Here is a 17,357-nt window from a genome sequence, read left to right as displayed (position 1 = left end):
CAGCCCCCGTGCTTCGGGGTTGCCCGGTGCTGTTCAGGGGGTTTCGGGGTGGGTGTGGCGGTCGAGGATGTCGTGGTAGTGGATGTTGATCATGATGCCGAGGATGTTGCCGAAGGGGTCGATGACGCTGGCGGTGGTGTAGCCGTCGCCGCGGCGGGTGGGCGGGTCGTGGGGTGTGGCGCCGAGTTCGGTGAGGCGGGCGAGGGTGGTGTCGAGGTCGTCGACGGCCCAGTAGGCGATGGCTCCGGCGGGGCCGGTGCGGGTGTCGTGGGGTGCGTGGTCGCTGTGGACGATGCCGAATTCGTGTTCGTAGTCGCCGATGCGGAACTCGATGTAGCCGTTGGGGACCTTGAAGTAGGGCTCGATGCCGAAGAGCCGGGTGTACCAGGCGGCTGCGGCGTCGAGGTCGTCGGCGAAGAAGCTGGTGGTGGTGAGTCCGCGGAGCATGGTGGGTCTTCTTTCTCGTCGTCGGTGTCTCCCAGGGTGGTGGGTGAAGTGCTGACCTTGTGAGCACTTTGGGGGTGAGACTGGGGTCATGCGTGCGGATCGGTTGGTGGCGGTGTTGTTGTTGATGCAGGCGCGGGGGCGGGTGACGGCGGCGGAGTTGGCGGCCGAGTTGGAGGTGTCGGTGGCGACGGCGCGTCGGGACCTGGAGGCGTTGTCGTCGGCGGGGGTGCCGGTGTACCCGCAGCCGGGGCGTGGTGGTGGTTGGCGGTTGGTGGGGCGGGCGCGGACGGATCTGAGCGGGTTGTCCTCGGCGGAGGCGCGGGCGTTGTTCTTGTTGGTGGGTCCGGCGGCGGCGGGGTCGCCGGAGGTGCGGGCGGCGTTGCGGAAGTTGGTGCGGGCGTTGCCGGAGACGTTCCGGGAGGGTGCGTTGGCGGCGGCGGACGCGGTGGTGGTGGATGTGGCGGGGTGGGGTCGGGAGGGCCGGGGTCGGCCGGGGTTGGTGGGGGTGTTGCAGGAGGCGGTGGTGGGGCGGCGGCGGGTGGTGTTGGGGTACGAGGGGCGTGGGCGGGTGCGGTCGGAGCGGGTGGTGGAGCCGTGGGGGTTGGTGGAGAAGGACGAGGTTTGGTACTTGGTGGCGGGGACGGGTGGGGGTGAGCGGACGTTCCGGGTGGATCGGGTGGTGTCGGCGCGGGTGACGGAGGAGGTGTTCGCGCGGCCGGCGGGGTTCGACTTGTCGGTGGCGTGGGGTCGGGTGGTGTCGGAGGTGGAGCGGCGGCGGTCGTCGGTGTCGGCGGTGGTGTCGGTGGAGTCGCGGTTCGCGGGTGTGTTGCGTGATCAGTTCGGGTTGCAGTGCGAGGTGGTGGCGGAGGTGGGTGGTCGGGTGCGGTTGCGGGTGTCGGCGTCGGGGCCGTTGATGATCGCGCAGGTGTTGGCGGGGTGGGGTGGGTTGGTGGAGGTGGTGGAGTCGGTGGAGGTGCGGGCGGAGTTGGCGCGGTTGGGTGCGGAGTTGGTGGCGGCGAACGGGTCAGAGGTGGTCGTGGATGCGGTCGCGCAGGGGCTTGTCCCCCAGTGCTCGCAGGGTGGTGGCGATGAGGTCGGTGAGGGGGTGGGGCAGTTCGGCGTCGAGGTCGCGGACGGCGGCGGCGGTGGCGTTCCACTCGGCGTCGAGGGTGGGCAGGATGGCGTGGGCGTGGTCGGTGAGGTGGACGATGCGGGTGCGGGCGTCGTCGCCGGGGTGGAGGTCGACGAGGTTGTCGCGGCGCATCTGGTTGACGGTTTGGCTGATGGCGGAGTGGGTGACGCCGATGGTGTCGGCCAGGTCGCGGATGGACTGGGGTCCTCTGGCGCGGACGAGTTGGATGACCGGGGTGTAGCGGGGGCGGAAGTCCGGTAGGCCGAGGTCGGTGTAGACGCGGGCGAGGTCGGCGTCGAGCAGGTCGAGCAGGTGGCGCAGGCGGGTGCCGAGGTAGTCGCGTGCGGGGTGGTGGTCCACTCCCCTAATGTAACAGCGCTGTTGTTTCTGGGCGGGCGGGTCGGGGGCGAGGGGCCGGGCGGGTCAGGGGCGGCGGTAGGTGAGGGTCCGCTGGCCGGTCGGCAGGAAGCCCACCGAGCGGTAGAGGTGGGCGGGGACGGGGTGGGCGTCGTCGCCTCGGGCGTGGGCGACGGCGGTGTGGGCGCCGAGGTCGCGCAGGGCGTGCAGGGCGTCGAGGGTGGCGGTGCGGGCCAGGCCGAGGCGGCGGTGGTCGGGGTGGGTGCCGACGGGTTCGCACTCCCCCACGCCGTCGTCCAGCCAGGCCAGGCAGGAGGCGGCGACGGCGCCGTCGGGCGCGAGGACGACGCGGTCGAGGTGTTCGCGGTAGGGCTCGGCGGCGCGCAGGGCGCGGTAGCCGTCCTCGGTGACGTGGGAGGGGTGCCAGGCGGCGCGGTGGGCGTGGACGCGGGCTGGCACGAGGTCGTCGGTGACGTGGGCGCGGTGGTAGCCGGCGGGTGGGGTGGTGGTGGGCAGGTGGTCGAGGCCGCGGGCGAGGCGGATGAGGAAGGGGCCGGGTGCGGGGCGGTAGCCGTGGCGGGTGAGGGCGTCGAGCTGGTGGGGTTCGCCGGACCAGGCGACGACTTCGGTGAGGTCGGTGGCGCCGGTGGCCCAGTCCAGGACGTCGTCGGCGAGTTCGGGGTGGTCGGGGTGGACCTGCCACTGCAGGACGCCGGGTGCGGGCAGTCGGCCCCAGGCGCGGTCGCCCCAGGTGCGGGTGGGCTGGTCGGTGTGGGGGTGCTCGTGCAGCGACCAGGTCAGTCCCCCGGCGTGCCAGCGGCCGTCGGGCCAGGTGCGGCGGGCGAGTTCCCGCATTTCGCGCATGATCGGCGACTCTAGTGGTGGGTGCGGGCCGGGGCGTGGGTCAGGGCGCGGGTCGCCACACGGTGGTCGTCTTGACCTCGACGCCTTCGAGGTGGTGGGGCACGGGCACGGCGTGGGTGGCGACGCGGGGCAGGTGGGAGCGGTGGGGGTCGCCGACGAGGACGAGGGCGCCGCGGCGGTGGGCGGCCAGCAGGAACGGTTCGACGCGGGCGGCCATGTCGCGGTCGTAGAAGACGTCGCCGGCGAGCAGGACGTCGGTGTCGGGGGTGGTGTCGAGCAGGTCGTCGGTGGTGGTGGTGACGGTGACGGCGTTGGCGCGGGTGTTGAGGGCGATGGCGGCGGCCGCGAGGGGGTCGATGTCGGCGGCGGTGACGTGGCCGCCGGCGCGGGCTGCGGCGATGGCGACGAGGCCGGAGCCGGCGGCGAGGTCGAGCACGCGGCGGCCGGCGACGAGGTCGGGGTGGTCCAGGACGTGGCGGGCCAGGGCTTGGCCGCCGGCCCAGGGGAAGGCCCAGAACGGTGGTTCGGGTGAGCCGGTGCGCTCCCACAGGGCGGTGACGTCGTCGGCGGTGCGCAGCACGATGTCGGGCGCCAGCGGGACGGGGCGTGGGGTGGTCAGCGAGCGGACCAGGGCGGTGTGGTCGGTGTCGGGCACCGGTCTAGGCGGACAGCCGCTGGGGTTCCAGGGCGCGGGACAGGGCGTCCAGGGAGAGGCCGACGGCGTCGCAGAGGGCGGCGACGGTGAAGAAGGCGGGGGTGGGGACCCGGCCGCGTTCGATCTTGCGGAGGGTTTCGACGGAGATGCCGGCGGCCGCGGCGACGTCCACCATGCTGCGGGGGCCGCGGGCCAGGCGCAGCAGCTCGCCGAGGCGTTCGCCGCGGTCGCGGTCGGACTGGGTGAGTGGCTGTCGCACCATGCTGTGATACTAATACCGGGATACTAATACCGGTAGCGGTGTCAGGCGGAGGTCCGACGGTGGGAGTCCAGTGGTGATCGAGTTGAAGAGCCCCGGCGAGCTGGACGCCATGCGCGCCGCCGGTCTGGTGGTGGCCGACGCGCTCGCGGCGGTCCGCGCGCGGGCCCGGGTCGGGGTTTCCCTGCTGGAGCTGGACGAGGTGGCCCACCAGGTCATCCGGGACGCCGGCGCGGGGTCGTCGTTCCTGGGCTACCACCCGGCGTTCGCGCCGACCCCGTTCCCCGGCGTCATCTGCGCCTCGGTCAACGACCTGGTCGTGCACGGCATCCCCGACGGCTACCGGCTGCGCGAGGGCGACCTGGTCAGCGTCGACTGCGGCGCGCACCTGGACGGCTGGCACGGCGACTCGGCGATCAGCTTCGTCGTGGGCGAGGCCGACCCCGCCGACGTGCTGCTCATCGACACCGCGCGGCGCGCCCTGGAGGCCGGGATCGCCGCGGCGGTGCCGGGGGCGCGGCTGGGCGACGTGTCGCACGCCGTCGGCGTGATCGGCCGGGCCGCCGGCTACGGGATGCCCGCGGACTTCGGCGGGCACGGCATCGGCCGGGCCATGCACGAGGCGCCGGGCGTGCCCAACGAGGGCAGTCCGGGGCGGGGGCTGACCCTGCGGGCCGGGATGGCGATCGCGATCGAGCCGATGTTCCACGCCGGCGGGGGCGACGCGTACTACGCGGCCGAGGACGGCTGGGCGCTGCACACCGCAGACGGCAGCCGCGCCGCCCACGTCGAGCACACCGTGGCGATCACCGAGGACGGCCCGCGGGTGCTCACAGCCCCCCGGCCACCCGCAGCACCGCGCCCGTCGTGAACGAGGCGGCCTCCCCCAGCAGCCACGCCACCGCCTCGGCGATCTCCTCCGGCTCGCCGGGCCTGCCCAGCGGGATGGCCGGGGCCACCCGGTCGGGCCGGTCGGGCACGCCGGACAGCTCGTGGATCCGGGTGCGGACGGTGCCCGCGGCGACGGCGTTGACCCGGATGCCGCGCGGTCCCAGCTCCTTGGCCAGGCCGACGGTCATCGCGTCGACCGCGGCCTTGCTGGCCGCGTAGTGCACGTACTCCCCCGGCGCGCCCAGCGTCGCCGCGACCGAGGACAGCGACACGATCGACCCGCCGGCGACCAGGTCGCGGGCCGCCCGCCGCGCGCACAGCAGCGCGCCGACCACGTTGACCTCCAGCACCCGGCGCAGGTCCTCGGTCCGCAGCCGGGCCAGCGGTCCCACCGGGCTGGTGATCCCGGCGTTGATCACCACCCCGGTGACCTGGCCGAGGTCGGCGGCGGCGTCGAACAGGGCGTCGACGTCGTCCTCGTCGGACACCTCGGCCCGCACCGCGACCCCGCCCACCTCTTCGGCCAGCGCCCGTGCCTCGTCGGCCGCGGCCCGGTAGCCGATCACCACCCGGGCGCCGTCGGCGGCCACCCGCCGCACCACCGCCGCGCCGATGCCCCGGCTGCCGCCGGTCACCACGATCAGGCCAGCCACGCCGTCACCTCCCGGTCCACCACGTCCTGCCGGGTCACCAGCATGTGGCCCAGGCCGGGCACCTCCACCAGCCGCGCGCCGGGCACGGCGGCGACCAGCGCGTCCTGCACCGGCCGGAACGCCGGGTACTCCTCGTCGCCGCGCACGACCAGCAGCGGCACGTCCAGCCCGGCCGCGCGGGCCGGGACGTCCAGGGGTTCGGCGGCGGCGCGCGCGGCGTCGGTCCAGGTGTAGGGGGCCAGGACGCCCAGGTCCACCGACGCCCGCACCACGGCCTGCGCGCTCACCGCCGGGTTCACCACCGCCAGCCGCCGCACCGGCGCCAGGCCGCGCACGGCGGTGAGCAGCGCGATGTGGCCGCCCGCCGAGCCGCCCACCAGGTCCACCGGCCCGTCGTCGCAGCCCAGCTGCGCCCGCGCCTTCTCCAGCAGCCCCGGCGTCGCGGCCAGCGCCGCCTCGACCAGGGGCGCGTACCCGTCCGCCACGCCGTCGGGGCCCTCGCCGAACGGCGGCAGCGCCGGGTACACCCGCCACGCGTCCAGGCCCGCCAGCGGCAGCGCCGCGGCCATCCCCTCCGGGGTGTCCGGCTCGCCGATCAGGTGCCAGACCACCACCAGCCGCCGGCTGCCCGCCGTGCGCGGCGGCATCGCCACGAACCGCACGCCCGACGCCTCTCCCGTGATCACCATGACCGTGAACCTACGGCCCGACACCGCCCCAGGCCCCCCGAACGGCGTCCACCCACCGCGAACACGGCTACACGCACAGCCACCGAATCCACTCGGAAGCGTGAACCCGAACCCCGGTGTCACTCGAACGGCCGCACCAGGGCACCCTGGGGTGGTGACCGAGCCGCGTTGCGCCGCGATCTCCGCGGACCTCGACGAACCCCAGGCGGGCACCGCCGCCACCGCCGCGGCGTGGATCTGCCTGGAACAACCCGGGCCGTGGGGGCGCGACGCCCTCGTGGAGAGCCGGTTGGACCCCGCGCTGGGCGCCGAACTCGCCCGCCGCGCCGCCGCCACCGGCGTCCGCGTCCTGCTCATCCGCCGCCCCGGCCGCCACGCCGACACCCACCACGACGCGCCCCGCCGCGCCTACCTCGCCGTCACCGCCCCCGGCCGGTCCCGTCTGGAGCGGGCCGACCTCGCCGATCCCGCCGACCTGCTCGACCTCGACTTCGCCGCCCTGGCCGCCGGCGCGCCCACCGGCCTGGGCTCCCCCGTCGCCGGGCCGCTGCTGCTGGTCTGCGCCAACAGCCGCCGCGACGTGTGCTGCGCGCTGCGCGGCCGTCCCCTGGCCGAACACCTCGCCGCCGCCCGCCCCGACGCCGTCTGGGAGTGCACCCACACCGGCGGCCACCGGTTCGCGCCCACCGGCGTGCTGCTGCCCACCGGCTACACCTACGGCCGCCTGGACCCCGACTTCGCCGCCCGGCTGCTCGACCACGCCGCCGCGGGCCGCGTCGTCACCGAGCGCTGCCGGGGCCGCTCCACCCACGACGCGCACGGTCAGGTCGCCGAACTCGCCGTGCGCGACCTCACCGGCGAGCGCCGCGACGTGCTCACCGTGCGCGGCGACACCGTCCACCACGCCGACGGCCGCGCCTGGCGCGTCACCGTCACCGCCCGCGAGCTGCCCCTCACCCGGCCGCCGAGCTGCGGCGCCGAGCCCACCCCGGCCACCGAGCTGCGCGCCACCGACGTGCGACGGCTCGTCCCCGTCGGCTGAGCGCCGGCCTCACCGGGTCACGGCGGCGTGGAACAGGCCCAACCCCACCGCCGGCAGGTCGTCCAGGCCCACCTCGCGCAACGCCTCCTCGGGCAGCGCCAGCAACGACACCGCCACGCCCAGGAAGTAGGCGTCCAGCAGCCCCGCGCCGCGCACCTCGCCCGCCAGCCCCGCCGCCGCGTGCAGCCCCGCGCCCGCCTCGGCGTTGGACACCGCCATCCGCCCCAGCGCCTCGCGCACCCCCGGCCGGCGCACCGCCTCCAGGTACAGCTCCACCATCGCCAGCAGCTGCGTCGGGTCCTCCAGCACCGCCCGCCGCAGCAGCGCCGGGTACAGCCGCGCCACGTCCTGCGGCGAGACCCCCTCCGGCGTCGTCTCCCGCAACCGCCGCACCGCCGCCGCGTGCGAGGACGTCATCCGGTCCGCGGCCGCGCCGAGCAGCGCGTCGCGCGACGGGAAGTAGTTCTTCGTCGTGCCCTCCGGCACCCCCGCGGCCCGGTCCACCGCCCGGTGCGTCAGCCCGCGCCCGCCCTGCGCCGCCAACACCGAGATCGCGCAGTCGCACAGCAGGTCCCGACGGCTCGTCACGGTGACGGGACACTAGTCGATCGCCCCGCGCCCGCCGTCGCCACCACCCGGCCCGCCTCCAGCACCAGCCACACCCCGCACACGCACCGCACGTAGTCCACCGAGCGGTGCGAGGAGACCGGGTACACGCGCTCGGCGCTGGGCCACCCGCAGCAGGGGCATCTGGTGTTCACCGCACCAGCGTGATGTCATGGTTCAGTGCATTTCAACCCTTACGGCGGGGCGGCGGCCGAACTCGCCGCCGCCCTGGTCAACGCCCGGCCCGACAGCACCGCCGACGACCTGCTCGCCCTGCTGCGCGAGCACGGCTACAAACCCCTCGGCGCCCTGGACGAGGCGCAGGCCCGCGAGCTCACCGCCTGGGCCGCCCGCCTCGCCCCCGTCTTCGACCGCACCCCCGACCAGGTCGCCCTGGTCAACGACCTGCTCACCGAGGCCGCCGCCAAGCCCTACATCTCCACCCACGACGGCCGCGCGCCCCACCTGCACTTCGCCCCCGAGCACGCGCCCACACCCCACCGCGTCCGCGCCTTCACCGCCGCCGGTCTCGCCCACGCCGTCTGCGAGGACCCCCACCGCCTCGGCCGCTGCGCCCGACCCGGCTGCCGCACCGTCTACGTCGACACCTCCCGCAACGGTCGCCGCCGCTTCTGCACCACCCGCTGCGCCAACCGCGTCCACGTCGCCGGGCACCGCACCCGCACGGCGGTCTGACCGCCGGTCACTGCAGGACGCGGCGGCCGAACCGGGCGCTGCCGAACTCCGCCGCCTCCCCGATCAACGCCGACCCCACGTCGGTGCGACCCCGGAACCAGGCGTGCCGGAACCACGCGTCCTGCTGGAACACCACCTCGGCGAACAACGCCCGCCCGCCGAAGCGCACGTGCCGGAAGTCGGCCCGGCCCGACACCTCGGCCCGCCGCAGGTCCGCCCGACCCGACACCTTCGCCCGCGCGAACAGCAGCTGGTCGGCCACCTGCGCCGAGCGCAACGACACGTTCCCGGCGAACACCGCCAACCCGAACGACACCGACCGCGCGAACAACGCCTCGGTGAACACCGCGTGCCGCAGGAACCGCGCGCCCTCGAACGTCGCGTCACCGGTCACCGTCATCGCCTCGAACCGCGCGTCGCCCAGGAACACCGCCCCCGTCAGGTCCACCCGGTTCACCCGGCACCCCGACAGGTCGAAGTCCACCAGGATCGCGCCCGGGGCCACCACGTCCATCCCCGGCCAGAAGTCCTCGCCCGGCCGCAGGTGCGACACCAGCTCCCGCTGCACCGCCGTGCGCCACGGCGCGTCCAACCCCAGGCTCACCCCGCCCCGCAACGCCGCCAACCACGTCGTCACCACCGCCTGCCGCCGCCGCGGCGCCTGCCTGCCGATCTCGGCCAGCAGCAGCAACCCCTCCTCCTCGCCCGCCCGGAACAGCCGGTTGGCCTCCCGCCACACCGACACCGGGGCGGGCGGCGCGGCCCCCTCGGAGCCCACCCGCCGCCGCGCGTGCTCGTCCAGCAACGTCTCCGAGCGGGACGCGCGCGCGTGCCGCACCCCGATCCAGACGACGACCAGAACCACCGCCAACGGCCACAACCACGACGACATACCCCTGATCATGCCCCCACCCGGTACGTCGACGGACGTACTTCCCGTCACCGCTTCGTGGCCGATGCCGCGACACCGCGGTTCGCGGAGCACCGCGGCCATGGACACCACGCCCACCCGGCCGTGCTCACCGCCGACCTGCCCGCGCCGCCCGCGCCCGCCCGCCTCCCGTCGGCGCCGGCGGTCGGGGCGCTGCCGATCGCCGGCGCCTGGACCGCCTCGCCGCTGCCGGTCCCGTGGCCGCTGCTGCTGATCGCCCTGCTCGCGCACCGCGCGCGCCGCCGCCACGCCAACAGGATCACCCGACCGGGACCGGTCCTGCCCTAGAGTCCGCCCCATGGACCTGACCGACGCGTGCTTCGCGGGCGCCGCCCGACAGGCCGACCTGCTGCGGTCCGGCGCGCTGACCTCACGCGACCTCGTCGCCGAGTGCCTGCGCCGCATCGACCGGCACGACCGCGTCCTCAACGCCTTCCGGCTCGTGTTCGCCGAACGCGCCCTCGCCGAGGCCGACCACGCCGACGCCCGCCGCGCCCGCGGCGAGGACGCGCCCCTGCTCGGCGTGCCCGTCGCGGTCAAGGAGGACATCGCCCTCGCCGGGCTGCCCACCACCAAGGGCACCGCCGCCGTCGACACCACCGCGCCCGCCGACGCCGAGATCGTCCGCAGGCTGCGCGACGCCGGAGCCGTCCTCGTCGGCCGCACCCGCATGCCCGAACTGGGCCTGTGGCCGCACACCGAGTCCACCTGGGCGGGCGCCACCCGCAACCCCTGGTCGCCCGACCACTCGCCCGGCGGGTCCAGCGGCGGGTCGGCCGCCGCTGTCGCCGCCGGCCTCGTCGGCGCCGCCATCGGCACCGACGGCGCGGGCTCCATCCGCATCCCCTCCGCCTGCACCGGCCTGTTCGGCCTCAAACCGCAACGCGACCGCGTCCCCCTCGCCCCCGACCGCGACGTCTGGGAGGGCCTGGTCGTCGCCGGGCCCATCACCCGCCACGTCGCCGACGCCGCCCTGCTGCTGGACGTCCTCGCGCCAGGCGACGACCACCTCCGCGCCGTCCACGACAACCGCACCCTGCGCGTCGCGGTGTCCCTGCGCACCTGGGGACCCGGCATCCCCGTCGACCCCGAGGTCCGCGACGCCGTCCTCGACACCGCCGGCCTGCTCGCCGACCTCGGCCACGACGTCACCCGCGTCGACCCCGACCTGCGCGACCTATCCGGACCCGCCGGGTTCGCCGCCCGCTACCTGCACAGCGCCGCCACCACCGAGCAGGACCTGGACCGGCCCGACCGGCTCGACGCCCGCACCCGCGCCGTCGCCGCCCTCGGCCGCGCCCTGCCCGCACCCGCCGTGCGCGCCGCCCACGCCCAGACCGCCAAGCTCACCGCCCGCACCGACCGGCTCTTCGGCGAGCACGACCTGCTGCTCACCCCCGTGCTCACCCGACCGCCCCTGCGCGTGGGCGAGTGGAACCGCCGACCCGCCATCACCGCGCTGCTCGCCGCCGCCCGCATGACCACGTTCCTGCCGCTGTGGAACATCACCGGCAACCCCGCCGCCGCCGTCCCCGCCGGCCACACCCGCACCGGCCTGCCCCTGGCCGTCCAACTCGTCGCCGCCACCGGCGGCGAACGCACCATCCTCACCGCCGCCGGCCAACTCGAACGCGCCCGCCCCTGGACCGACCGCCGCCCACCCACCCCCCGACCGTAGGACTCTCGCGAGAGTCCTACCCCCACACCCCGCGTGTCCTACGTCCGCGACCACCGTGTCCTACGTTCGGGACCGGTGAGTTCAACGCTCGGAGCCGTCCGCGAGGTCGGCGCGCAGGCGGCGCAGCCACTCCGGCACCGGACCGCCCGGCACCGCGGCCAGCTCCACCTCCACCACCTGCCACAGCACGCCGTCAGCGCGCCCGGCCAGGAACGCCAACACCTCCGCGCGCACCGCGGGCCACCCGCCCGCCCCGGCCGCCACGGAACGCAGCCGCGAGTACCCCTCCACCGTCGGGTGCGCCACGAACGCCCGCCGGCACAGCTCCACCGCCCGCCCCGCCGACCCCACCCGCAGGCACTCGTCCACCCCCAGGTCCACCAACCGACCCGCCGCCCCGCGCCCGCCGGTGGCCACCAGACCCCGCTCCACCCACCCCAACGCCTCCTCCGACCGGCCCGCGTCCCGCAGCACCGTCGCCACCTGCAGGTAGTGCCACCCCGACGACAGGTCCCGCGACAGCACCAGCACCTGCAGGTCCACCTCGCCGGTGTGCTCGGCCAGCTCCTCCATCACCCGCAGCAACGCCCACCGCTCCCGGTCGTAGCGCCCCGGCCGGCCGAACCCGATCACCGGCAGCCGCTCGAACCGCGCCACCGCCTCCGCCCGGTAGGCCGCCAACCCCGCCGCGCCCAACGCCGACGCGTACGGCGCCAACCGCACCTCCGGCGGCTCGGCGAACCCCGTCTGCAACCACAGCAGCCACGCCGCCAACTCCCGCCCGTCCGGCGGCTCGGCCGCGCACGCCACCGCGTGCAGGTCCAGCACCCGGTCCACCAACCCGGCCATCGCCGCCCGGTGCTCGCCACCGGAGGCCGCCACCAGCACCTCGGCCAGCTCGCGCGCCACCACCACCGCACCCGGACCGCGTCTCACCAGGTCCGACAGCTCCGCCACCACCGCGGCCAACTCGCCCCACCGCACCGGCCACGCGACATCGACACGGGCCAGCGCGGTCGCCGCACGACCGGGTAAACCGTCCACCGCGCCATCCAACCGCACCCCGGCCCGCCCGCCGACGACCCGCCGGCCGCCCACCACCGCGCCCACCCGTCCCCACCACGCGAAAGGGGGCGCCGGCCACCAGGCCGACGCCCCCGGACTGCGTCCAAGATCACTGACAGGTCACTCCCGCGGCGCCCCGGGCGGCTCCTCCTGCCCGGCCCCCACCTCACGCGCCGCCGGACCCCGCCCCAACGCCGACGCCTCCGCCGCACGCCCCAGCGACGCCGCGCCCGGACCCGACGACGGCGACTCCAGCGACGGCGACCCCGTGGGCTCCAACGGCCCCGGCACCTCCTGGCGCGCCACCGCCTCCGCCGCGCGCACCGCCTCGGCCACCGCCGGGTCCGGCGCCGTGTCGAACCAGTCCGCCACCGACGGGTCGTCCTGCTCCGGCTCGGACGTCGCCGGCTTCTCGTAGGCGGGCGGCTCGTAGCGGAACACGCCGTCCTCGCCCGGCGCGCCCAGCATCTTCGCGAACCCCTCCAGCGCCTTGCCGTAGTCCGACGGCACCAGCCACACCTTGTTCGCGTCGCCCTGCGCCATCTGCGGCAACGTCTGCAGGTACTGGTAGGCCAGCACCTCCGGCGTCGGCCGGCCCGCCTTGATCGCCGCGAACACCTTCTCGATCGCCTTCGCCTGACCCTGCGCCTGCAGGTACCGGGCCGCCCGCTCGCCCTGCGCCCGCAGGATCGCCGACTGCCGCTCCGCCTCCGCGGTCAGGATCGCCGCCTGCTTCGCGCCCTCCGCCGACAGGATCTGGGCCTGCTTCTGACCCTCCGCGGACTTGATCGCCGCCTCCCGCTGGCCCTCGGCGTTGAGGATCATCGCGCGCTTCTCCCGGTCCGCGCGCATCTGCTTCTCCATCGAGTCCTGGATCGACGGCGGCGGGTCGATGGCCTTCAGCTCCACCCGCGCCACCCGGATGCCCCACCGCCCGGTCGCCTCGTCCAGCACGCCGCGCAGCTGGTTGTTGATCTGGTCGCGGGAGGTCAGCGTCTCCTCCAGGCTCATCCCGCCCACCAGGTTGCGCAGCGTCGTGGTCGCCAGCTGCTCCACGCCGACGATGTAGTTGGAGATCTCGTACACCGCCGCCCGCGGGTCGGTCACCTGGAAGTACACGACGGTGTCGATCGACACCGTCAGGTTGTCCTGGGTGATCACCGGCTGCGGCGGGAACGACACCACCTGCTCGCGCAGGTCGATCCGGGCCCGCACCCGGTCGAAGAACGGCACCAGGATGTTCAACCCCGGCGCGGCGGTCGTGCGGTACCGGCCGAGCCGCTCGATCACCGCGGCCGTGGCCTGCGGGATCACCAGCACCGACTTCACCATGACGACCAGCACGAACAACACCAGGACCGCGATCACGATCAACGTGGTGGTCAACTCTCCCAGCCTCCACTCAGGCCCCGGACAGCACCACTGCGGTCGCGCCCGAGATCTCGACAACAGTGACTTCGGCACCGGGCTCGATGACCCCGTGGTCCAGCGACCGCGCCGACCACACCTCGCCGCCGATCCGCACCCTACCGCCGTGGGCGTCCACAGTGGACACGACGATCGCCGTGCTGCCCACCAGGGCCTCCACGCCCGACTTGTGCCCCTGGCCCAGCGCCATCCGCCGCCTGATCGCGGGCCGCGCGCCCACCACCAGCCCCAACGACACCACACCGAACACGATCGCGCTGATCAGCGCGTCCGCGCCCAACGCCGACGCGCCCGCCGCGCCGAACGCGGCCAGCCCCAGCATGACCAGCACGAAGTCGCCCGAAAGGATCTCGGCCGCCACCAGGACGACACCGAGGACCAACCAGATCAGCGCGGCCACACCCCCATCCTCGCACCTGCGCGGGCCGGACGCGGCGGTTTCAGGCCACGGGCTCGGTCACGAAGTCGATCAGCCGCTCCACCGCGCCGATCAACGGCGTCTCCAGGTCGCGGAAACCCGACACCCCCGCCAGCACCCGACGCCACCCCTCGTAGGGCTCGCCCCAGCCCAGGGCCGCGCACACGCCCTCCTTCCACGGCACGCCGCGCGGCACCACCGGCCACGCCGCGATCCCCACCGACGACGGCTTCACCGCCTGCCACACGTCCACGTACGGGTGCCCCGTGACCAGCACGTTCGCGTCGTCGACGGTGGCGACCAGCCGGGACTCCTTGCTGCCCTCGACCAGGTGGTCGACCAGCACGCCCAGCCGCCGACCCGGCCCGGTGCCGAACTCCGCGATCCGGTCGGCCAGCACGTCCACCCCGTCCAGCGGCTCGACCACCACGCCCTCCACCCGCAGGTCGTGCCCCCACACCCGCTCCACCAGCTCGGCGTCGTGCAGGCCCTCCACCCAGATCCGGCTGTCCCGCGCGGTGCGGGCCCGCAGGCCCTCGACCCGCACCGAACCCGACGCCGTCCGCGCCGGCCCGGCCGCGGCGGGCGCGGGCCGCACCAGCGTCACCGGCGCGCCGTCCACCAGGAACCCGGCCGGCCGCAGCGGGAACAGCCGCAGCCGCCCCCTCCGGTCCTCCAGCACCACCTGGCCGTGCTCGAACCGGACCACCGCGCCGCAGAACCCCGACGCCGGGTCCTCCACCACCAGCCCGACCTCGGCCACCACCTCGGGCACCGTCCTGCGCTTGCGGCCCGACAGCACGTCGCGGCCGTAGTCGTGTGATCGCACGGCCGGCGACGTTACCGGCCCGCCGACCCCGCCCGCCCGGCGACCGACGGGTGATCGGGGAAGAACCCGGCGAACACCTCGCACCACGCCGCCAACCGGTCGCCGTCCACCACCGACGACCACCGCCGGACACCCTCGCGCAGGTCGGCCGAGGCGTAGGCCAGGTCGACCGCGTCGACCGCCGGGTCGCCCACGCACGGCCGCGGGTCGATCGCCACCAGCCCGCGCGCGCCGCCGTCCAGCACGTTGCCGAAGTGCAGGTCGCCGTGCAGCATCATCGCCGGCACCCGGTCGCGCGCCGGCGCCGCCGCCCTCGCGTGCGCCGCGTCGTGGTCACCGGGGTGCCGGCGGCGCAGGAGCCCGAAGACGAAGTCCACCCGCTCGGCCAACGGCGGGAACCCCTCGCGGGGCGGGACGTGCGGCTCGCGCAGCACGTCGGCCAACCCCGGGCCGTCCGCGGCGGGCGTGCCCGGCACCAGGCCCTCCAGCAGCAGCGCGCCCCGCGCCGGATCGGCCGCCGGCACCCGCACCACCCGCGGCGAGGGCGCCCACACCCGCAGCGCCGCGTGCTCCCGCGCCGCGATCGCCGGCTCCGGCGTCACCTTCAGCACCACCGGCTCGCCCGCGCGGTCGCACAGCAGCGCGTGCGACGTGCCGCCCGACAGCGGCCGCACCACCTCCAGGCCCCAGTCCCGGCACAGGCCCGCCACCAGCGCGTCCACTCCGGCCGGCCAGCCGCGCACCCCCGCGCCGAAGCGGCGCGTCATGCGCTGCTCCAGCGTCGTCACCGGTCCAACCGCAGGACGAACTCCTCCACGTCCTCACCCCGGCCCTCGGCGAACCCCACGTCCTCGCCGACCGCGACGAACCCGCACTTGGCCAGCACCCGCAGCGACCCCACGTTGTCCACCGCCGCCCGCGCGTACAGCGGCCGCAGCGACTCCGCCGCCAGGAACGACCCCAGCGCCGCCGTCGCCAGCCCCCGGCCCCAGTGCGCCCGGTCGATCCAGTAGGTCACCTCGGGCTCGCCGGACTGGAAGTACCGGCTCACGTGCCCCACGACCTCGCCGCGGAACACCACCGTCCGCGCCACCACCGACCCGTCGGCCAGGATCCGCGCCCACCGCACCAGGAACGCCTCCCGGTCCGACGGGTCCGCCGAGGTGAACGCGGCCATCCGCACCGCCTCGGGATCGCGCTGGTGCTCGAAGAACACCAGCACATCGGCCGCGGTCACCTCGTGCAGTTCAACGTCCACGCGGCAAGTAGACAACACAGCCCCGACAGCGGGAGGGCCCGCCGATCAGAACGCGGGCCAGGGGATCGCCGGCCAGTCGTCGGACGGCTCCGGGAACACCCCCGACGCCAGCAGCTTCTCCACCCGCTCGGTCAACGCCCGCACCTCCGCGCGGGTCAGGTGCTCGTGCAACTCCTCGCCCAACCGCCCGTCCAGCGCCGGGCGCAGCCGCCGCAGCGCCTCCACCGCCTCCTCGGGCAGCTCCTCGCCCAACCAGCCCCACAGCACCGTGCGCAGCTTGTCGTCGGAGTGCAGGCAGATCCCGTGGTCCACCCCGTACACCGCGCCGTCCACCGCGTGCAGCACGTGCCCGCCCTTGCGGTCGGCGTTGTTCACCACCACGTCGAACGCCGCCATCAACCGCACCCGCGGGTGCTCGGCGTGCACCAGCACCGCCGGGTCCCCGTACCGGTCGTGCGCCCGCAGCACCGAACGCCACCCCGGCCGCACCTGGTCCACCGGCACGATGTCCACCAGGTCGTCGTCCTCGCGGGTGTCCACCCACAGCTGCACCATGCCCGGCCCGAACGGGCCCGCCCGCAGCACCGTCGGCGGCACCACGTGCGCCCCCGACGCCTCCGACACCAGGAACGTCGCCACCTCGCGACCCGCCAGCGTGCCGTCCGGGAAGTCCCACAGCGGCCGCTCGCCGCGCACCGGCTTGTACACGCACTGACCGGTCACGCCGTCCAGGGCGATCCTGCAGAACAACGTCGCGTTCGACGCGTCCACCAACCGGCCCTCGACCTCGATGCGGCCACGCCGCAGCAGGTCGAGCACCCCGTCGTCGGCAGGACCCACGACCGGCTCAGCCCTCGTCCGAACGACGGTAGCCGTTCTGCCGCGGGCACACGTGCCCCTCCGGGTCCAGCGGCTCCGCGCACAGCGGGCACGGCTTGCGGCCCGCCCGCACCACCCGGTCGGCGCGCTCGGCGAACGCCCGCGCCTCCGCCGGGCTCAGGAACACCCGCACCGCGTCGGGGCCCTCCTCGGTGTCGTCGAGCACGACCGCCTCGTCGACCTCCTCCTCGGTGATCGCGAGCAGTTCGATGACCACCGCGCGGGACTCGGCGTCCCAGCCCAGCCCCATCGTGCCGACCTTGAACTCCTCCTCGACCGGCACCGCCAGCGGTTCGGTGTCCCGGAGGTCGTCGGGTACCCCGTCGGGGACTTCCGCCCCGAACCGCCGGTGCACCTCCTCCAGCAGCGAGCCGATGCGCTCGGCGAGTACGGCGACCTGTTGCTTCTCCAGCGCCACGCTGACCAGCCGGGCCTCCTCGGAGGCCTGCAGGTAGAACGTGCGCTCGCCAGGCTGCCCGACTGTGCCGGCGACGAACCGGTCGGGCTGGCGGAATACGTGGATGACGCGTGCCATGACAACGACGACCCTAGGCCACGCGAGCAAGATCGGCAGCCTCGC

The 17,357-nt window shown here is 75.3% G+C and carries 22 protein-coding genes and 1 pseudogene; 6 read left to right on the top strand and 17 right to left on the bottom strand.

Annotated features, from left to right (window positions below; genetic code table 11):
• Positions 1-33: 33 nt before the first annotated feature.
• A complete protein-coding gene (locus AB0F89_RS26005; RefSeq protein WP_367128214.1) occupies positions 34-447 on the bottom strand; it encodes a VOC family protein in 414 nt (137 codons plus the stop codon).
• A gap of 88 nt (positions 448-535) precedes the next feature.
• On the opposite strand from AB0F89_RS26005, the pseudogene AB0F89_RS26000 reads away from it, so the two are divergent.
• A pseudogene (locus AB0F89_RS26000) lies at positions 536-1,462 on the top strand (helix-turn-helix transcriptional regulator); the annotation flags it as partial.
• Between the two features lie 9 nt (positions 1,463-1,471).
• On the opposite strand, the gene AB0F89_RS25995 reads toward AB0F89_RS26000, so the two are convergent.
• The 4 genes from AB0F89_RS25995 to AB0F89_RS25980 form a co-directional block, all read right to left on the bottom strand.
• Positions 1,472-1,939, bottom strand: a complete 468-nt coding sequence (locus AB0F89_RS25995) for a MarR family winged helix-turn-helix transcriptional regulator (RefSeq protein WP_367128213.1) — start codon at positions 1,937-1,939, stop codon at positions 1,472-1,474.
• A gap of 63 nt (positions 1,940-2,002) precedes the next feature.
• Entirely contained in the window at positions 2,003-2,800 is a 798-nt protein-coding gene (locus AB0F89_RS25990) for a GNAT family N-acetyltransferase (RefSeq protein WP_367128212.1), read from the bottom strand.
• A gap of 40 nt (positions 2,801-2,840) precedes the next feature.
• Positions 2,841-3,455: a methyltransferase gene (locus AB0F89_RS25985; RefSeq protein WP_367128211.1), complete on the bottom strand. Its 615-nt coding sequence runs from the start codon at positions 3,453-3,455 to the stop codon at positions 2,841-2,843.
• A 4-nt stretch (positions 3,456-3,459) separates the two neighbouring features.
• Positions 3,460-3,717, bottom strand: coding sequence for a helix-turn-helix domain-containing protein (locus AB0F89_RS25980; RefSeq protein ID WP_367128210.1), 258 nt, complete (start codon positions 3,715-3,717; stop codon positions 3,460-3,462).
• Between the two features lie 73 nt (positions 3,718-3,790).
• Between AB0F89_RS25980 and map the strand changes: the two genes are divergently transcribed.
• A complete protein-coding gene (map, locus tag AB0F89_RS25975) occupies positions 3,791-4,585 on the top strand; it encodes a type I methionyl aminopeptidase (RefSeq protein WP_367128209.1) in 795 nt (264 codons plus the stop codon).
• On the opposite strand, the gene AB0F89_RS25970 is transcribed toward map, so the two are convergent.
• Both AB0F89_RS25970 and AB0F89_RS25965 read right to left on the bottom strand, forming a co-directional pair.
• The gene (locus tag AB0F89_RS25970; RefSeq protein ID WP_367128208.1) at positions 4,545-5,258 is read right to left on the bottom strand and encodes an SDR family oxidoreductase; all 714 of its coding nucleotides are present in this window, start codon (positions 5,256-5,258) and stop codon (positions 4,545-4,547) included. The genes map and AB0F89_RS25970 overlap by 41 nt on opposite strands.
• Positions 5,246-5,947, bottom strand: a complete 702-nt coding sequence (locus AB0F89_RS25965; protein WP_367128207.1) for a hypothetical protein — start codon at positions 5,945-5,947, stop codon at positions 5,246-5,248. The genes AB0F89_RS25970 and AB0F89_RS25965 overlap by 13 nt, the downstream gene beginning before the upstream one ends.
• 154 nt (positions 5,948-6,101) lie before the next feature.
• On the opposite strand from AB0F89_RS25965, the gene AB0F89_RS25960 reads away from it, so the two are divergent.
• Positions 6,102-6,989: a sucrase ferredoxin gene (locus AB0F89_RS25960; protein ID WP_367128206.1), complete on the top strand. Its 888-nt coding sequence runs from the start codon at positions 6,102-6,104 to the stop codon at positions 6,987-6,989.
• 9 nt (positions 6,990-6,998) lie between these two features.
• Here the strand turns inward: AB0F89_RS25960 and AB0F89_RS25955 are convergent, their stop codons facing one another.
• Positions 6,999-7,577, bottom strand: coding sequence for a TetR/AcrR family transcriptional regulator (locus AB0F89_RS25955; RefSeq protein WP_367128205.1), 579 nt, complete (start codon positions 7,575-7,577; stop codon positions 6,999-7,001).
• Positions 7,578-7,775: 198 nt separating this feature from the next.
• Here AB0F89_RS25955 and AB0F89_RS25950 point away from each other — a divergent pair, with 198 nt between their 5' ends.
• Positions 7,776-8,291: a CGNR zinc finger domain-containing protein gene (locus AB0F89_RS25950; RefSeq protein ID WP_367128204.1), complete on the top strand. Its 516-nt coding sequence runs from the start codon at positions 7,776-7,778 to the stop codon at positions 8,289-8,291.
• Positions 8,292-8,298: 7 nt separating this feature from the next.
• On the opposite strand, the gene AB0F89_RS25945 is transcribed toward AB0F89_RS25950, so the two are convergent.
• Entirely contained in the window at positions 8,299-9,195 is an 897-nt protein-coding gene (locus tag AB0F89_RS25945) for a pentapeptide repeat-containing protein (RefSeq protein WP_367128203.1), read from the bottom strand.
• A gap of 45 nt (positions 9,196-9,240) precedes the next feature.
• On the opposite strand from AB0F89_RS25945, the gene AB0F89_RS25940 reads away from it, so the two are divergent.
• Positions 9,241-9,510, top strand: a complete 270-nt coding sequence (locus tag AB0F89_RS25940) for a hypothetical protein (protein ID WP_367128202.1) — start codon at positions 9,241-9,243, stop codon at positions 9,508-9,510.
• 10 nt (positions 9,511-9,520) lie between these two features.
• Positions 9,521-10,900 carry an amidase family protein gene (locus AB0F89_RS25935; RefSeq protein ID WP_367128201.1) on the top strand — a complete coding sequence of 460 codons (1,380 nt, stop codon included), beginning with the start codon at positions 9,521-9,523 and terminating at the stop codon, positions 10,898-10,900.
• An 81-nt stretch (positions 10,901-10,981) separates the two neighbouring features.
• Here the strand turns inward: AB0F89_RS25935 and AB0F89_RS25930 are convergent, their stop codons facing one another.
• From AB0F89_RS25930 to AB0F89_RS25895, 8 genes are all read right to left on the bottom strand, one after another.
• Entirely contained in the window at positions 10,982-12,010 is a 1,029-nt protein-coding gene (locus tag AB0F89_RS25930) for a hypothetical protein (RefSeq protein ID WP_367128200.1), read from the bottom strand.
• A gap of 75 nt (positions 12,011-12,085) precedes the next feature.
• Positions 12,086-13,297, bottom strand: coding sequence for an SPFH domain-containing protein (locus AB0F89_RS25925; RefSeq protein ID WP_367139004.1), 1,212 nt, complete (start codon positions 13,295-13,297; stop codon positions 12,086-12,088).
• 70 nt (positions 13,298-13,367) lie between these two features.
• Entirely contained in the window at positions 13,368-13,793 is a 426-nt protein-coding gene (locus tag AB0F89_RS25920) for an NfeD family protein (RefSeq protein WP_367128199.1), read from the bottom strand.
• Positions 13,794-13,833: 40 nt separating this feature from the next.
• Positions 13,834-14,640 carry a DUF3097 domain-containing protein gene (locus tag AB0F89_RS25915; RefSeq protein WP_367128198.1) on the bottom strand — a complete coding sequence of 269 codons (807 nt, stop codon included), beginning with the start codon at positions 14,638-14,640 and terminating at the stop codon, positions 13,834-13,836.
• An 11-nt stretch (positions 14,641-14,651) separates the two neighbouring features.
• Positions 14,652-15,428, bottom strand: coding sequence for an aminoglycoside phosphotransferase family protein (locus AB0F89_RS25910; protein ID WP_367128197.1), 777 nt, complete (start codon positions 15,426-15,428; stop codon positions 14,652-14,654).
• The gene (locus AB0F89_RS25905; RefSeq protein WP_367128196.1) at positions 15,425-15,898 is read right to left on the bottom strand and encodes a GNAT family N-acetyltransferase; all 474 of its coding nucleotides are present in this window, start codon (positions 15,896-15,898) and stop codon (positions 15,425-15,427) included. Before AB0F89_RS25905 ends, AB0F89_RS25910 begins: the two co-directional genes overlap by 4 nt.
• A 45-nt stretch (positions 15,899-15,943) precedes the next feature.
• Positions 15,944-16,738: an SCO1664 family protein gene (locus AB0F89_RS25900; protein WP_367128195.1), complete on the bottom strand. Its 795-nt coding sequence runs from the start codon at positions 16,736-16,738 to the stop codon at positions 15,944-15,946.
• A 7-nt stretch (positions 16,739-16,745) separates the two neighbouring features.
• The gene (locus tag AB0F89_RS25895) at positions 16,746-17,312 is read right to left on the bottom strand and encodes a DUF3090 domain-containing protein (RefSeq protein WP_367128194.1); all 567 of its coding nucleotides are present in this window, start codon (positions 17,310-17,312) and stop codon (positions 16,746-16,748) included.
• Positions 17,313-17,357: the final 45 nt, after the last annotated feature.

The sequence above is a fragment of the Saccharothrix sp. HUAS TT1 genome, assembly GCF_040744945.1.
In the GTDB taxonomy this organism is placed as follows: Bacteria; Actinomycetota; Actinomycetes; order Mycobacteriales; family Pseudonocardiaceae; genus Actinosynnema.
The sequence above is the reverse complement of the archived record's forward strand: the minus strand, read 5'-3'. Positions and strand labels throughout refer to the sequence as shown.

Bases quoted from the DNA above. Each gene is read 5' to 3' on its own strand.
- AB0F89_RS26005 (WP_367128214.1), bottom strand. From the start codon at position 447: ATGCTCCGCGGACTCACCACCACCAGCTTCTTCGCCGACGACCTCGAC.
- AB0F89_RS25990 (WP_367128212.1), bottom strand. From the start codon at position 2,800: ATGCGCGAAATGCGGGAACTCGCCCGCCGCACCTGGCCCGACGGCCGC.
- AB0F89_RS25980 (WP_367128210.1), bottom strand. From the start codon at position 3,717: ATGGTGCGACAGCCACTCACCCAGTCCGACCGCGACCGCGGCGAACGC.
- AB0F89_RS25965 (WP_367128207.1), bottom strand. From the start codon at position 5,947: ATGGTGATCACGGGAGAGGCGTCGGGCGTGCGGTTCGTGGCGATGCCG.
- AB0F89_RS25945 (WP_367128203.1), bottom strand. From the start codon at position 9,195: ATGATCAGGGGTATGTCGTCGTGGTTGTGGCCGTTGGCGGTGGTTCTG.
- AB0F89_RS25935 (WP_367128201.1), top strand. From the start codon at position 9,521: ATGGACCTGACCGACGCGTGCTTCGCGGGCGCCGCCCGACAGGCCGAC.
- AB0F89_RS25925 (WP_367139004.1), bottom strand. From the start codon at position 13,297: ATGGTGAAGTCGGTGCTGGTGATCCCGCAGGCCACGGCCGCGGTGATC.
- AB0F89_RS25895 (WP_367128194.1), bottom strand. From the start codon at position 17,312: ATGGCACGCGTCATCCACGTATTCCGCCAGCCCGACCGGTTCGTCGCC.